The sequence below is a fragment of the Enterobacter chuandaensis genome (assembly GCF_039718975.1).
Taxonomy (GTDB): domain Bacteria; phylum Pseudomonadota; class Gammaproteobacteria; order Enterobacterales; family Enterobacteriaceae; genus Enterobacter; species Enterobacter chuandaensis.
Genome location: NZ_CP097173.1, coordinates 1,407,083 through 1,421,348 on the forward strand (window position 1 = coordinate 1,407,083; position 14,266 = coordinate 1,421,348).

Sequence of the window (14,266 nt, forward strand, 5' to 3'; positions counted from 1 at the left end):
GTCTCCTTACCAGAAATACTGGAGCCTGAAGGTCCACGTTGTGATGTCCGGTGAGGCATCCCGGTGCTTGGCTGTATCGGTGTAAGCGACCATGCCGCCAAAGTGCGGGCTCAGCATAAAGCCGACGGATCCACCCAGCAGCGCGTTTTCCTGCTCATCGTCCTGTAACTGACCATCGACGCGGGTTTCACCTCCTTTTGCCCAGCTTCCGTCTAACGACAGCCACAGCGCGGGGGAAAGGGTGTAGCTCCAGTGGCCTTCCAGCGTATAGAGCGAGCGCTGCTCAAGGCGGCTGTTTTGCTGATAGTCTTTATTGTCGGTGTAAAAACTTACCCAGCTGTTTAGCTCCAGCCAGGTTGGGCCAAGGGGCAAGCCAAACGCCAGTTCGGGCTTAAATGACCAGCGGTTCGCGCCGATATTGATCGTATTGCTGCTGTCATAGTCGCCGGTCGGTAACGTTAGCCACATGGCGGTGCTGAGGAACATTTCAGGCTGCCAGCGGCGAAACTCCTCTTCGCTTAGCGCGGGGGCTCCAAACAGGTTATGGGCAAAAACAACCTGCGTATCGCCGAGATTTTCATGGCTTAACGATCCGGTGAAATAACGGGCGTTATCGAGTGAGGCCGTCACGCTGGCGTAAGGCTGAATGATTTGTATCGCCGATATTCGCCCGTCGATATCAAAAGAGCGGGCATAGCGCAGCAGATAGAGATCGGCATCGACGCTCGCGCCGTCCACGGGCAGGGCGCTGTCAATGGATGTGTTGGTATGAATATTACTGTAGTAACCGAAAATCAGGTTTTTATCTTTTGGCATGTTTTGCCAGTCGCGGGCATTATCGGCGCGCACGTAGACCGGCAATAAGACGAGCAGCATTCCCACTATCAAAACAATAATGGCGACCAAAAGGTTACGCTCAGAGCTTCGCATAAAGCCCTCCTGTTATTTTAGGCGCACGGCTCCCGCCCGCAAAAGCCGGGAGCCGTCAGAGTTTAAGGGGTGACGATATTGAACATCTGCGGGAAGACATCCAGTAGCCCGAGTAATTCGTCCAGTTTCTGCGGGTTACCCTTCAGAGATACCGTGCCGTCACTCAGGATTTTATCCACGGGGGCGCTATGGCTTATCAGCCTCGCCACGTCGACCACATTGGCTTTGAGGCTAAATGCCGCATCGGTGAATGGCACTCCTTTGCGATAGATAATCACGCTGTTATTGAGCTCCACGCCATAGGTGTCACCCTCTGGCAGCGTCCAGTTGAAACGAAGGGTTTTGCCGTTCGCTTTAGGACCGTTTAACGTCACGCCCATATAATCAAGCAGGATGTCAGGTTCGATACTGGCGGTTAAATCGCTATCCAGCGTACTGGCGACCGGCAGGACAGGGACGCCATCACGAAGCTCCTTCGCACCGCTGAGATATTCGTTGCGCCAGATGGTGTTTTCGCTTTGATAGCCCAGTTGCGTAAAGATTTCCGCCTGCAGATCTTTCGCCTGCTTGTTATCGGGATTGGCGAAAATAAGATGATTAAGCAGCTGCGCCGCCCAGCGATAATTCCCGCTGTCAGCCGCCTGTTTTGCCTCCTGATAAATCTTCTTCGCGCCCCCCATCAGGCGAACATATCTCGGGGCGGCCTCTTTCTCTGGTAGCGGGTGCAGATTGGCGGGGTTGCTGTCATACCAGCCCATGTAATACATATACATCGCTTTGGCGTTATGGCTGAGCGAGCCGTAGTAGCCCCGATTGGACCAGCGCTTGCCGATGCTGTCCGGCAGGGTAAGTTTTTCAGCCACTTCATCCATGTTGTAGCCTTTGTTGATGAGGTTCAGCGACTGGTCGTTGATGTATTTGTACATGTCGCGCTGAGAGGCGATGTAATCTTTGACGCGCGCATTATCCCAGACCGGCCACAGATGCTGGCTGAGCGCGATCTCTGCCTTGTCGCCATATTTCACCAGCGCTTTATCCAGCGACTTCCACCAGTTCACGGCGCTGCGCGCTTTCGCACCGCGCAGGGTATACAGATTATGCATCGTGGCGTTAAAGAGTTCGGAGCCGTCAAACACTTTGAACTGCGGGAACCACATCATCATTTCCGAGGGTGCTTCTGCGCCCGGCGCGAGGATAAAATCCACCTCAACCCCATCAATATTTACGCGCTGCTCTGGCTGGCTAATGATATTGGTGGGGGCGATGAGCGTGTTTTTGCTGGTGGCAATAGTTTTACCGATCCCATCGTCCACGTGACCCACAGCGCTCGGTTTGACCATCATCGCGTACATATAAAGCGCGCGGCGACTCATCGCGTTACCGGCCAGGAAGTTTTCGCTGGCGGCTTCTTCCATAAATCCTTCCGGCGCATATATTTTGACTTTCCCACTCTTAACATCTGTTTCGGACACTACGCCTTTGACGCCGCCGAAATGGTCGAGATGGCTATGGGAATAAATCACCGCGACAACCGGTTTTTTGGGGCGATGCTGATAATAGAGTTCCAGCCCGGCACGTGCTGACTCGGGAATAACCAGGGGGTCGATGACAATTAATCCGCTATCCCCTTCTATAATGGTCATGTTTGAAATGTCGATGCCGCGTATTTGATATACGCGATCGGTAACTTTAAAGAGGCCGTTAATATTATTCAGCTGTGCATGGCGCCAGAGGGAAGGGTTAACGGTATCGGGCGCTTCCCCTTTTAAAAATGACCAGTTCTCAAGGTTAACAACGGTTTTTCCATTGTCGTTTTTTATGACCAAAGGATTTATGGTGGCGATAAATCCCCGTTTTGCATCTTCGATATCGCGCGTGTCGTTGAAGTTGAGCTTCTGATACATCGCCGCGTTATATTCACGGGTGTAGGCAGAGGCGGAGGGGGCGACGCCGGTTGCGCAGGCCTGCGCAGATGCCGCCATGGTGAGTATGAGGAAAGCAATTTTCTTGAGTTTCATAACCTGAATCCCTTTGTGTAAAAGACCACGCCGAGAATGAGGCATAACGAAACCGGAAAAGAGAAATTATATCCGCGAGTAGTATGAACTGTGCGGAAAGAAAACGAAAGTTTGGCAATTCATATCTTGAGTGAATGAATGACGCAGAGCCAGCGTTGATAAGGGGTAAAAGCGCAGAGTTTGTTAAAATGAAAATAATAAGCGTGAGCGAGCTCACTTTATATTATTTATGTCGTAAATAGTAAACTTGTCAGGCCTTACAAAAAGGTACAGACAGAAATATTTCAATCCATCAATTATTATGCCCGGCTGTAATACATGGCGTAAAATTAGCGATGGCGACGCGCAATTAACGTGAAGCGGTAATCATCGCTTTTAAAACGATTGCGGCTGTATTCAAAAACTCTGCCGTCTTTGAGAAAGCCGCGCGAAATTTTTTCCAGGATCGGTTTGGTGGGATCAATACCCAGCGCGGCGATCGTTTCCTCATCCGGCATGACCGGGACGATCTCCTGCTCGCTGCGATCGATAACCATTTTTTTGATCTGCTCGATGTAATGGTATTTGGAGTTTTCCATCACTTCCCAGGTCAGGTCAGGAAAGAGCGCGAGCGGCATCCATGTCTCTTCCAGCGTCACCGGTTTTTGCTTAATAAAGCGTACGCGTTTGACGTGCCACACTTTCTCACCCGTGGTCAGCAGCAGCGTCTGCGCCAGCGATTCGTCTGCTCTGACAACCTCAAAAATCTGCACGTCGCTGTGGGTTTCAACGTTCCGGTCCGCGAGTTTTTCGTAAAAGCTGGTGAGCTGATAAATATCGTAATTGACCCGCTCCTCTTTCACATACGATCCGCTGCCCTGAATGCTCTCAATGATGTTCTGTTCGGTGAGCAACTTAAGCGCCTGACGTACCGTGACGCGGCTGACTGCGTAGGCTTCCTGCAGGGCAGACTCTGTGGGTAACGCATCGCCAGCTTTAAGTTCGCCGCGCTGAACTTGCTCGCGCAACGCGTCTGCAATCTGTCGATACATCGGTTTACTGGTCATGTTATTCCGTTTTTGTATTGTTTTCTTAATACTATTCTCGCTAATTATGCACTGTCATTGAACTTTGTAAACAATACAAATCAAATACAAATATTGCACCATAAGTGAAAGTGATCACATAAATGTATGGTTTGTTCTGGCACACTCGGCGCATACATTTTTTCTTATGGTGAGAATGATGATTAACCTGACGGCGTTAACGCATCCTGATGCGCTGTGCCTCAACGCACATTTCAGTAGCCGTGACGAAGCTATTCACGCGCTGGCCGAGCGGCTGGTCTCGCTTGGCAAAATTACCGACTCGCAGGCTTTCATTGATGAAGTCTTTGCTCGCGAAAGCCTGGGGCCAACGGCGCTGGGCGAGGGGCTGGCCGTGCCGCACGGTAAAAGCTCCGCGGTGAAAGAAGCGGCCTTTGCGGTGGCAACATTGTGCGAGCCGCTGCTGTGGGAAGGCGTGGAGGGTCCGGAGCCGGTGGACCTGATTTTTTTGCTGGCAATCCCTCCTGCGGAAGCAGGCAGTACGCATATGCAGCTGTTGACGGCGTTGACCACCCGACTGGCGGATGATGATTTACGGGCACGCGTGCAGGCAGCGTCCACCCCTCAGGCGCTGCTTGAGGCACTGGATACGAAAGAGGATGCACAAGTAAGTGCGTTCTCGCAGGATGCCCCGACCATCGTCTGCGTGACCGCCTGTCCGGCCGGGATCGCTCATACCTATATGGCTGCGGAGTATCTGGAAAAAGCGGGACGAAAACTGGGCGTCAACGTGGTGGTCGAAAAGCAGGGGGCGAACGGCATTGAGGGGCGCATCACCGCGCAGCAGCTGCAGGAGGCTAAAGCGTGCATTTTTGCCGCCGAAGTGGCGATCAAAGAGAGCGAGCGTTTTCAGGGGATCCCCGCCATTTCCGTGCCCGTCGCGGAACCTCTGCGCCATGCTGAAGCGCTCATTGAACGCGCGCTGGCGCTCCAGCCCTCAACCGATGCGCGTCCTGCGCATGTCGATACCGAAACGAAAAAGAGCGTTAAAACCGAGCTCAAGCAGGCGCTCCTCAGCGGTATCTCTTTTGCGGTGCCGCTGATCGTCGCTGGCGGGACGGTGCTGGCCGTGTCGGTACTGCTGGCGCAAATGCTGGGCCTGCAGCACCTGTTCGACCAGGAAAACTCGTGGCTGTGGATGTACCGCAAGCTTGGCGGCGGCATGCTCGGCATTCTGATGGTGCCTGTCCTGGCGGCCTATACCGCTTACTCGCTGGCAGATAAACCCGCGCTGACGCCGGGCTTTGCGGCCGGTCTTGCTGCCAATATGATTGGCTCCGGTTTTCTGGGCGCTATCGTCGGCGGGCTCATTGCGGGCTACCTGATGCGCTGGGTGAAAAATCACATCCGCCTGAGTAGCCGCTTCAACGGCTTTTTAACCTTTTATCTCTATCCGGTCATCGGCGTGCTGGGCGCGGGCAGCCTGATGCTGTTTGTGATCGGCGAGCCGGTGGCCTGGCTTAATAATACGCTCACCGCCTGGCTTAACGGTCTGTCCGGCGCGAATGCGCTGCTCCTCGGGGCGATCCTCGGGTTTATGTGCTCATTCGATTTGGGCGGGCCGGTTAACAAAGCCTCTTACGCGTTCTGCCTGGGGGCGATGGCGAACGGCGTTTATGGTCCCTATGCGATCTTTGCCTCCGTCAAAATGGTATCGGCCTTTACCGTGACGGCCTCAACGATGCTGGCGCCGAAGCTGTTTAAACCCTTTGAAATCGAAACCGGTAAATCAACGTGGCTGCTCGGCCTCGCGGGTATTACCGAAGGGGCGATCCCGATGGCGATTGAAGATCCGCTTCGCGTGATTGGCTCATTTGTTCTCGGCTCTATGGTAACAGGCGCGATTGTTGGCGCGATGGGGATCGGGTTGTCGACGCCGGGGGCCGGTATTTTCTCTCTCTTTTTACTTCACGATGCCGGGTTGAGCGGTGTGGTTGCGGCGGCGGGCTGGTTTGGCGCGGCGCTGGTGGGTACCGCTATCTCCACCTTTGTTTTGCTGCTCTGGCGACGCCAGTCGGTGAAAAAGGGCAAATATGTCACTGAAGACACTCTACCGTAAAAACTCACAAAACAGGAAACGAAGATGAAAGCTGTATCTCGCGTTCATATCACGCCGCATATGCACTGGGACCGTGAGTGGTACTTCACCACTGAAGAGTCGCGTATTCTTCTGGTCAATAATATGGAAGAGATCCTGACCCGCCTGGAGCAGGATGACGAGTATAAATATTACGTCCTTGATGGTCAGACGGCGGTGCTGGAAGATTATTTTGCCGTGGTGCCCGAAAACCGCGCGCGGGTGAAGGCGCTTGTGGAGCGCGGAAAGCTGATTATCGGCCCCTGGTATACCCAGACCGATACCACGATCGTCAGCGGCGAGTCGATTGTCCGCAACCTGATGTACGGCATCCGTGACTGTATGGCGTTCGGCGAGCCGATGAAGATCGGCTATCTGCCGGATTCGTTTGGTATGTCCGGCCAGCTTCCGCATATCTATAACGGATTTGGCATTACCCGTACCATGTTCTGGCGCGGCTGCTCTGAACGACACGGGACCGATAAAACCGAATTTCTCTGGCAGAGCCAGGACGGCAGTGAAGTGACGGCACAGGTGCTGCCGCTGGGCTACGCGATTGGTAAGTACTTACCGGAGGACGAAGCGGGGCTGCGAAAACGGCTCGACAGCTATTTCGACGTTCTGGAAAACGCCTCTGTCACCAAAGAGATTTTGCTGCCCAACGGCCACGATCAGATGCCGCTGCAGCAGAACATTTTCACGGTGATGGATAAGCTGCGCGAAATCTATCCCCAGCGTCAATTTGTAATGAGCCGCTTTGAGGAGGTATTTGACCACATTGAGGCGCGCCGCGATGAACTGGCGACCCTGAAAGGGGAGTTTATCGACGGAAAATACATGCGCGTGCACCGGACCATCGGCTCCACGCGCATGGACATTAAAATCGCCCATGCGCGTATTGAGAACAAAATTGTCAATATTCTCGAGCCGCTGGCGACGCTTGCCTGGACGCTGGGCTTCGATTACCACCACGGCCTGCTGGAGAAAATGTGGAAAGAGATCCTCAAAAACCACGCTCACGACAGCATTGGCTGCTGCTGCAGCGACAAAGTGCATCGCGAGATTGTCTCCCGCTTTGAGCTGGCTGAGGACATGGCGGACAACCTGATGCGTTTCTATATGCGCAAGATTGTCGACAACATGCCGCAAAGCGACGCCGATAAGCTGGTGATGTTCAACCTGATGCCCTGGCCGCGTGAAGAGGTGATGAACACCACAATCCGGCTGCGCGCAAGCCAGTTCTGTCTGCGGGATGATAAAGGCAACGAGATCCCCTATTTCATTCGCAGCGCGCGCGAGCTCGACCCTGGCCTGATTGACCGGCAGATTGTCCACTACGGCAATTACGAACCGTTTATGGAGTTTGATATTCAGCTCAGCCAGATTCTCCCGTCAATGGGCTACCGTACGCTGTATATCGAGCCGAACGTGGCCGGGAAGGTGCTCCCTGCGGTGAAAAACACCGAATCCTTACTGGAGAATGCCTTCTGGCAACTTGACTTAAACGATGACGGTACGCTGCGCCTGCGCGACAAGGAAACCGGGCTGATTTATGACCGCGTACTGGAAATTGAAGAGAGTTCCGATGATGGTGATGAGTACGACTATTCGCCTTCTCGGGAAGAGTGGAGACTCACTTCAGCGCAGGGCGAACATCAGGTTGAGGTCACGCACGAAGGCTGGCAGAGCAGGGCGACTATCCGCCATCGGATTGCTGTTCCGGCGAATCTGACCGAACGTGCGGCGCGCCAGCGAAACGGCTCTCTCAACGTGGAGTTTGACGTCACGCTTAGCCATAACAGCAGGCGTATTGATGTGGCCGTGCGTCTGGATAACCAGGCTGACGACCACCGCGTGCGCGTGCTGATCCCAACGCCGTTTATGACTGAGGACGTGTTAGCGGATACCCAGTTTGGCACCCTCGCTCGCCCGGTGCAGGATGCGGCGATGGAAAACTGGGAGGAAGAGGGGTGGAAAGAAGCGCCGGTTCCCGTCTGGAATTTGCTCAACTATGCCGTCCTGCAGGAAAAACGAAACGGGCTGGCGCTGTTCACCGAGGGGCTGCGCGAGTTTGAAGTGGTGGGTGAGGACAAAAAAGCATTTGCCTTGACCTTGTTGCGTGGTGTGGGGCTACTCGGGAAAGAAGATTTGCTGTTACGCCCTGGCAGACCTTCGGGGATCAAAATGCCAGTACCTGATTCCCAGGTGCGCGGGCCGTTAAGCTGTCGCTTTAGCCTCTTCAGCTTTAGCGGCACGCCGGAAAACGCGGGCGTCGCGCAGCAGGCAAAATCGTGGTTAACGCCGGTGCAGTGCTATAACAAAATTCCCTGGGATGCGATGAAGCTGAATCGCGCGTCGTTTACCACGCCGGAAAGTTACAGCCTGCTGGCACTTTCGCCAACGGGATGCGTGCTCAGTACGCTCAAAAAAGCGGAAGATCGTGATGAGCTCATTCTTCGCCTGTTCAACCCTTCGCCGTCAAACGACTGTGACACGACGCTTTCGGTGAATCCGGCGGTGAAACGGTGCTGTGAAACGGACATGAACGAACAGATCCTGGCGCAGCGTAAAGAAGAGGGCATTGTCGGGGCATTCAGCCCGGGGCAGTCTCGAACCTTTAGCATTTCACTTGCCTGACAACCGCTGATATGATTACAAGGCTGCAAAGTTTGCGGCCTTTTTTCATTAAATAGTCACACTGCGGTGTTAACTTCCGGGATAACAAAAGTAAATTAAATGTAATTTTCAGGGGCCCAAAAACGCAGTGGAAAAATAAACTGCCCCGACCGTGCCTTATTGTTAGTCCCACAATGAAATGACGTTTTTCTTTCGCGTTAATTAAAATCACTTCTGTTTATATTTTTTTCCGTCTTCGATAACCAATCACATCTTTGCATGCACATATCATTAACATGGTTTTTACCATTCTCACCGCGATTAAACATGGTTAACATCAAGGTTTGTTTTTGATTTAAATCAAAGTTTAATCCTTGGAAAAAGGTGCTGAAAAGCGCTAAATTGTTCCCGATCAAAATGGCCGAAAAGTGGTAATTTTGCTATAAATTGATCACCGTCGAAAAACGTAAATGTGATTCAATAAAAACCTGTTTATTGTAAGGGTTTTGCAGCGTATTATATTTGCGGGATCAATTTGAGTTTTTTATTAACCTATTTGTAACCTGTCGTCATCGTTTTTATCCTTCTCCAGGGTAATAACGATGAGCAGGATGCGAATAATTTGTATTGGGGCATGCGTGTGGATCTCTCTCTGACGGGGTTCACTCTCGGAGTCTTCATGCGATGAGCAAGGAGTCATAATGTTAGACGTAGTCGAACTGTCGCGCTTACAGTTTGCCTTGACCGCGATGTACCACTTCCTGTTTGTGCCACTGACGCTCGGTATGGCGTTCCTGCTGGCCATCATGGAGACGGTTTACGTCCTCTCCGGCAAACAGATTTATAAAGATATGACCAAGTTCTGGGGCAAGTTGTTTGGTATCAACTTCGCACTGGGCGTGGCAACCGGTCTGACCATGGAGTTCCAGTTCGGGACTAACTGGTCTTACTATTCCCACTATGTAGGGGATATCTTCGGTGCGCCGCTGGCCATTGAAGGTCTGATGGCCTTCTTCCTCGAATCCACCTTTGTAGGTCTGTTCTTCTTCGGTTGGGACCGTCTGGGTAAAGTCCAGCATATGGCGGTAACCTGGCTGGTGGCATTAGGTTCGAACCTGTCCGCGCTGTGGATCCTGGTGGCGAACGGCTGGATGCAGAACCCGATCGCGTCTGATTTCAACTTCGAAACCATGCGTATGGAGATGGTCAGCTTTGCCGAGCTGGTCCTGAACCCGGTTGCTCAGGTTAAATTCGTTCACACCGTGGCATCTGGCTACGTATGCGGCGCAATGTTCGTGCTGGGCATCAGCTCCTACTATATGCTGCGCGGTCGTGACTTCGCGTTTGCCAAGCGCTCCTTTGCCATAGCTGCAAGCTTTGGTATGGCTGCAATCCTCTCCGTTATCGTTCTGGGTGATGAATCCGGTTACGAAATGGGTGACGTGCAGAAAACCAAACTGGCCGCTATCGAAGCCGAATGGGAAACCCAGCCGGCGCCTGCTGCCTTTACGCTGTTCGGTATTCCCGATCAGGACGCGCAGGAAAACCGCTTCGCCATTCAAATTCCTTACGCGCTGGGTATCATCGCAACCCGTTCTGTCGATAAGCAGGTAACGGGTCTGAAAGAGCTGATGGTTCAGCACGAAGAGCGTATCCGTAACGGTATGAAGGCTTACTCGCTGCTGGAGCAGCTGCGTGCCGGTTCTACCGACCAGGCCGTTCGCGACCAGTTTAACGACGTGAAGAAAGATCTGGGTTACGGTCTGCTGCTGAAGCGTTATACCCCGAACGTTTCTGATGCGACGGAAGCGCAGATCCAGATGGCGACCAAAGACTCGATTCCACGCGTTGCGCCACTGTACTTCGCATTCCGTATCATGGTGGGCTGCGGCGTCATCATGCTGCTGATCATTGCGGCGTCCTTCTGGTCCGTGATTCGCAACCGCATTGGCGAGAAAAAATGGCTGCTGCGCACCGCGCTGTACGGTATTCCACTGCCGTGGATCGCGATTGAGTCCGGCTGGTTTGTTGCAGAGTACGGCCGTCAGCCATGGGCGATCGGTGAGGTACTGCCAACGGCGGTAGCGAACTCCTCCCTGACGGCAGGCGATCTGATCTTCTCCATGCTGCTGATCTGTGGTCTGTACACCCTGTTCCTGGTGGCTGAGCTGTTCCTGATGTTCAAGTTCGCGCGCCTTGGCCCAAGCAGCCTGAAAACCGGTCGCTATCACTACGAGCAGTCCACTGCGACTACTCAGCCGGCACGCTAAGACAGGAGTCATCAAATGATCGATTATGAAGTATTGCGTTTTATCTGGTGGCTGCTGGTTGGCGTTCTGCTGATCGGTTTCGCCGTCACGGATGGTTTCGACATGGGGGTGGGGATGCTCACCCGTTTCCTCGGTCGTAATGACACCGAGCGTCGAATCATGATCAACTCCATCGCCCCGCACTGGGACGGTAACCAGGTGTGGCTGATCACCGCAGGCGGCGCGCTGTTCGCTGCCTGGCCGATGGTCTACGCGGCTGCGTTCTCCGGCTTCTACGTGGCGATGATTCTGGTGCTGGCCTCTTTATTCTTCCGTCCGGTGGGCTTCGACTACCGTTCCAAGATTGAAGACACCCGCTGGCGCAACATGTGGGACTGGGGCATCTTCATCGGTAGCTTCGTACCACCGCTGGTGATCGGCGTGGCGTTCGGTAACCTGCTGCAGGGCGTACCGTTCCACCTGGACGAATACATGCGTCTTTACTACACCGGTAACTTCTTCCAGTTGCTGAATCCGTTTGGCCTGCTGGCCGGTGTGGTGAGCGTGGCGATGATCATCACTCAGGGCGCAACTTACCTGCAGATGCGTACTGTGGGTGAACTGCACCTGCGTTCCCGTGCTACTGCTCAGGTGGCGGCACTGGTAACGCTGGTTTGCTTCGCTCTGGCAGGCGTGTGGGTGGTGTACGGTATTGATGGCTACGTGGTGACGTCTGCGATTAACCACTCGGCACCGTCTAACCCGCTGACCAAAGAAGTGGCGCGTCAGGCTGGCGCATGGCTGGTGAACTTCAACAATACCCCTGCGCTGTGGGCGATCCCGGCTCTGGGCGTACTGCTGCCGCTGCTGACCGTGCTGACGTCTCGTCTGGAGAAAGGCGCGCTGGCGTTCGTGTCCTCTTCACTGACCCTCGCGTGCATCATCCTGACGGCGGGTATTGCGATGTTCCCATTCGTCATGCCATCCAGCACCATGCTGAATGCTAGCCTGACCATGTGGGATGCAACGTCCAGCCATATGACGCTGAACCTGATGACGTATGTTGCCTGCGTGTTCGTTCCGATTGTTCTGGCTTACACCATCTGGTGTTACTGGAAAATGTTCGGTCGTATCACGAAGGAACATATCGAAAGCAACACTCACTCTATGTACTAAGTAAGGAGCTGAATATGTGGTATTTCGCATGGATTTTAGGGACGCTTCTTGCCTGTGCATTTGGTGTCATCACTGCCCTGGCGCTTGAGCATGTCGAAGCGACCAAAGCGGGTGAAGAAAAACACTGATGAATATTATCGCGAAGCTTTACGCGGTAATGGATAAGCGCCCGTTACGGGCGCTTTCTTTAGTGATGGCATTACTGCTGGCAGGCTGCATTTTCTGGGACCCGTCGCGTTTCGCGGCAAAGACCAGCGAGCTGGAAATCTGGCACGGCTTCCTCATTATGTGGGCGGTGTGCGCTGGGGTGATTCACGGCGTGGGCTTTCGTCCGAAAGCGGTTCACTGGCAGGGTCTTTTCTGCCCGCTCATTGCCGATCTGGTCCTTCTTGCAGGTCTGATTTTCTTCTTCTTCTGAATAAGAAATGTCCGTTAACGTTATGGGCTTACCCGAGCCCATAAAAATTTACTCTCCGTTTACTTTCTCCCATTCCAAACCATCTTTCCCGCGCGTATAGTAGCGAAGTTTGAAAGCTCCAACTTTTCTTGTATTACCGGGATGTAAAGTGAATACAACGCTGTTTCGATGGCCGGTTCGTGTCTATTACGAAGATACCGATGCCGGTGGTGTGGTTTACCACGCCAGCTACGTTGCTTTTTATGAACGGGCACGCACAGAGATGCTGCGCCATCATCACTTTAGTCAACAGGTACTGTTGGCTGAGCGAGTTGCCTTCGTGGTACGCAAGATGACGCTTGAGTATTTTGCGCCTGCCAGACTCGACGATATGCTCGAAGTCCAAACTGAAATTACATCAATGCGCGGGACCTCACTGGTATTCACGCAGCGGATAGTCAACGCAGAGAACACCGTACTGAACTCAGCTGAAGTACTGATTGTTTGTGTTGATCCAACCATAATGAAGCCTCGTGCGCTTCCTAAGTCTATTGTCGCGGAGTTTAAGCAGTGACTGACATGAATATCCTTGATTTGTTCCTGAAGGCAAGCCTTCTGGTTAAACTTATCATGTTGATTTTGATTGGTTTTTCAATCGCATCCTGGGCCATCATTATCCAGAGAACGCGTATCCTCAATGCTGCTGGCCGTGAAGCCGAAGCCTTTGAAGATAAGTTCTGGTCGGGTATTGAGCTTTCTCGTCTGTATCAGGAGAGCCAGGGTCGCCGTGAAAACCTGACCGGCTCCGAACAAATTTTCTATAGCGGATTCAAAGAGTTTGCTCGTCTGCATCGTGCAAACAATCACGCGCCGGAAGCGGTAGTGGAAGGTGCATCGCGTGCGATGCGTATCTCTATGAACCGCGAGCTGGAAAATCTCGAAACACACATTCCATTCCTCGGCACTGTGGGTTCCATCAGCCCGTATATCGGTCTGTTTGGTACCGTGTGGGGGATTATGCACGCCTTTATCGCGCTGGGCGCGGTGAAGCAGGCGACGTTGCAGATGGTTGCACCGGGTATCGCTGAAGCACTGATTGCGACCGCTATCGGTCTGTTTGCGGCAATCCCGGCGGTTATGGCTTACAACCGCCTGAACCAGCGCGTGAACAAACTGGAACTGAACTACGACAACTTTATGGAAGAGTTCACTGCGATTCTGCACCGTCAGGCGTTTACCAGCACCGAGAGCAACAAGGGGTAAACCATGGCCAGATCGCGTGGACGAGGTCGTCGCGAACTCAAGTCCGAAATCAATATCGTGCCACTGCTGGACGTGCTGTTGGTACTGCTGCTGATCTTCATGGCAACAGCGCCCATCATTACCCAGAGCGTGGAAGTCGATCTGCCGGATGCGACAGAATCACAGGCGGTGAGCACCAATGACGATCCTCCGGTCATCATTGAAGTTTCCGGCGTAGGGCAGTACAGCATGGTGGTAGAAAAAGATCGTATGGATCAGCTGCCGCCAGAGCAGGTTATTGCTGAGGCGCAGCGTCGTCTGGAATCAAATCCGAAAACGGTCTTCTTAATCGGTGGCGCGAAAGACGTACCCTACGATGAAATTATTAAAGCGCTGAACTTGCTACATAGTGCGGGTGTTAAGTCAGTTGGCTTAATGACTCAACCTATTTGATCATCCGCGTAGTTTTTGGGAAC

General features: G+C 53.2%; 12 protein-coding genes. 9 read left to right on the plus strand and 3 right to left on the minus strand.

Annotation, left to right across the window (positions count from 1 at the left end):
* Window positions 1-6 precede the first annotated feature (6 nt).
* The 3 genes from MX657_RS06780 to MX657_RS06790 form a co-directional block, all read right to left on the minus strand.
* Window positions 7-930, minus strand: a complete 924-nt coding sequence (locus tag MX657_RS06780) for a transporter (RefSeq protein ID WP_119915080.1) — start codon at window positions 928-930, stop codon at window positions 7-9.
* Between the two features lie 62 nt (window positions 931-992).
* Window positions 993-2,948 (minus strand): alkyl/aryl-sulfatase, encoded by a 1,956-nt coding sequence (locus tag MX657_RS06785; protein WP_346807789.1) that lies wholly within the window; start codon window positions 2,946-2,948, stop codon window positions 993-995.
* A gap of 329 nt (window positions 2,949-3,277) precedes the next feature.
* The gene (locus MX657_RS06790; RefSeq protein ID WP_119915078.1) at window positions 3,278-3,994 is read right to left on the minus strand and encodes a GntR family transcriptional regulator; all 717 of its coding nucleotides are present in this window, start codon (window positions 3,992-3,994) and stop codon (window positions 3,278-3,280) included.
* A gap of 181 nt (window positions 3,995-4,175) precedes the next feature.
* On the opposite strand from MX657_RS06790, the gene mngA reads away from it, so the two are divergent.
* The 9 genes from mngA to tolR all read left to right on the plus strand — a co-directional run bounded on the left by mngA (window position 4,176) and on the right by tolR (window position 14,243).
* The gene (gene mngA, locus MX657_RS06795; RefSeq protein WP_346808533.1) at window positions 4,176-6,092 is read left to right on the plus strand and encodes a PTS 2-O-a-mannosyl-D-glycerate transporter subunit IIABC; all 1,917 of its coding nucleotides are present in this window, start codon (window positions 4,176-4,178) and stop codon (window positions 6,090-6,092) included.
* 24 nt (window positions 6,093-6,116) lie between these two features.
* Window positions 6,117-8,747: a mannosylglycerate hydrolase gene (mngB, locus tag MX657_RS06800; protein ID WP_346807791.1), complete on the plus strand. Its 2,631-nt coding sequence runs from the start codon at window positions 6,117-6,119 to the stop codon at window positions 8,745-8,747.
* Window positions 8,748-9,427: 680 nt separating this feature from the next.
* Window positions 9,428-10,996, plus strand: a complete 1,569-nt coding sequence (gene cydA, locus MX657_RS06805; protein ID WP_080327869.1) for a cytochrome ubiquinol oxidase subunit I — start codon at window positions 9,428-9,430, stop codon at window positions 10,994-10,996.
* A 15-nt stretch (window positions 10,997-11,011) separates the two neighbouring features.
* On the plus strand, window positions 11,012-12,151 hold the full coding sequence (gene cydB / locus MX657_RS06810) for a cytochrome d ubiquinol oxidase subunit II (RefSeq protein ID WP_119915076.1): 1,140 nt from the start codon (window positions 11,012-11,014) through the stop codon (window positions 12,149-12,151).
* A 14-nt stretch (window positions 12,152-12,165) separates the two neighbouring features.
* Window positions 12,166-12,279 carry a cytochrome bd-I oxidase subunit CydX gene (cydX, locus tag MX657_RS06815; RefSeq protein ID WP_003858598.1) on the plus strand — a complete coding sequence of 38 codons (114 nt, stop codon included), beginning with the start codon at window positions 12,166-12,168 and terminating at the stop codon, window positions 12,277-12,279.
* Complete coding sequence (gene ybgE, locus MX657_RS06820; RefSeq protein ID WP_080327867.1) at window positions 12,279-12,569, plus strand: cyd operon protein YbgE; 291 nt, start codon at window positions 12,279-12,281, stop codon at window positions 12,567-12,569. The genes cydX and ybgE overlap by 1 nt, the downstream gene beginning before the upstream one ends.
* Before the next feature lie 148 nt (window positions 12,570-12,717).
* Window positions 12,718-13,122 carry a tol-pal system-associated acyl-CoA thioesterase gene (gene ybgC / locus MX657_RS06825; RefSeq protein WP_003858593.1) on the plus strand — a complete coding sequence of 135 codons (405 nt, stop codon included), beginning with the start codon at window positions 12,718-12,720 and terminating at the stop codon, window positions 13,120-13,122.
* Window positions 13,119-13,811, plus strand: coding sequence for a Tol-Pal system protein TolQ (gene tolQ / locus MX657_RS06830; RefSeq protein WP_008501101.1), 693 nt, complete (start codon window positions 13,119-13,121; stop codon window positions 13,809-13,811). The genes ybgC and tolQ overlap by 4 nt, the downstream gene beginning before the upstream one ends.
* A gap of 3 nt (window positions 13,812-13,814) precedes the next feature.
* On the plus strand, window positions 13,815-14,243 hold the full coding sequence (tolR, locus tag MX657_RS06835; protein WP_346807793.1) for a colicin uptake protein TolR: 429 nt from the start codon (window positions 13,815-13,817) through the stop codon (window positions 14,241-14,243).
* The last annotated feature ends 23 nt before the right edge of the window (window positions 14,244-14,266 follow it).

What these genes read in the sequence shown, in the direction of transcription:
- MX657_RS06780 (WP_119915080.1), bottom strand. Translation starts at nt 930, where the DNA reads ATGCGAAGCTCTGAGCGTAACCTTTTGGTCGCCATTATTGTTTTGATA.
- MX657_RS06785 (WP_346807789.1), bottom strand. Translation starts at nt 2,948, where the DNA reads ATGAAACTCAAGAAAATTGCTTTCCTCATACTCACCATGGCGGCATCT.
- MX657_RS06790 (WP_119915078.1), bottom strand. Translation starts at nt 3,994, where the DNA reads ATGACCAGTAAACCGATGTATCGACAGATTGCAGACGCGTTGCGCGAG.
- mngB (WP_346807791.1), top strand. Translation starts at nt 6,117, where the DNA reads ATGAAAGCTGTATCTCGCGTTCATATCACGCCGCATATGCACTGGGAC.
- cydA (WP_080327869.1), top strand. Translation starts at nt 9,428, where the DNA reads ATGTTAGACGTAGTCGAACTGTCGCGCTTACAGTTTGCCTTGACCGCG.
- cydB (WP_119915076.1), top strand. Translation starts at nt 11,012, where the DNA reads ATGATCGATTATGAAGTATTGCGTTTTATCTGGTGGCTGCTGGTTGGC.
- cydX (WP_003858598.1), top strand. Translation starts at nt 12,166, where the DNA reads ATGTGGTATTTCGCATGGATTTTAGGGACGCTTCTTGCCTGTGCATTT.
- ybgE (WP_080327867.1), top strand. Translation starts at nt 12,279, where the DNA reads ATGAATATTATCGCGAAGCTTTACGCGGTAATGGATAAGCGCCCGTTA.
- tolR (WP_346807793.1), top strand. Translation starts at nt 13,815, where the DNA reads ATGGCCAGATCGCGTGGACGAGGTCGTCGCGAACTCAAGTCCGAAATC.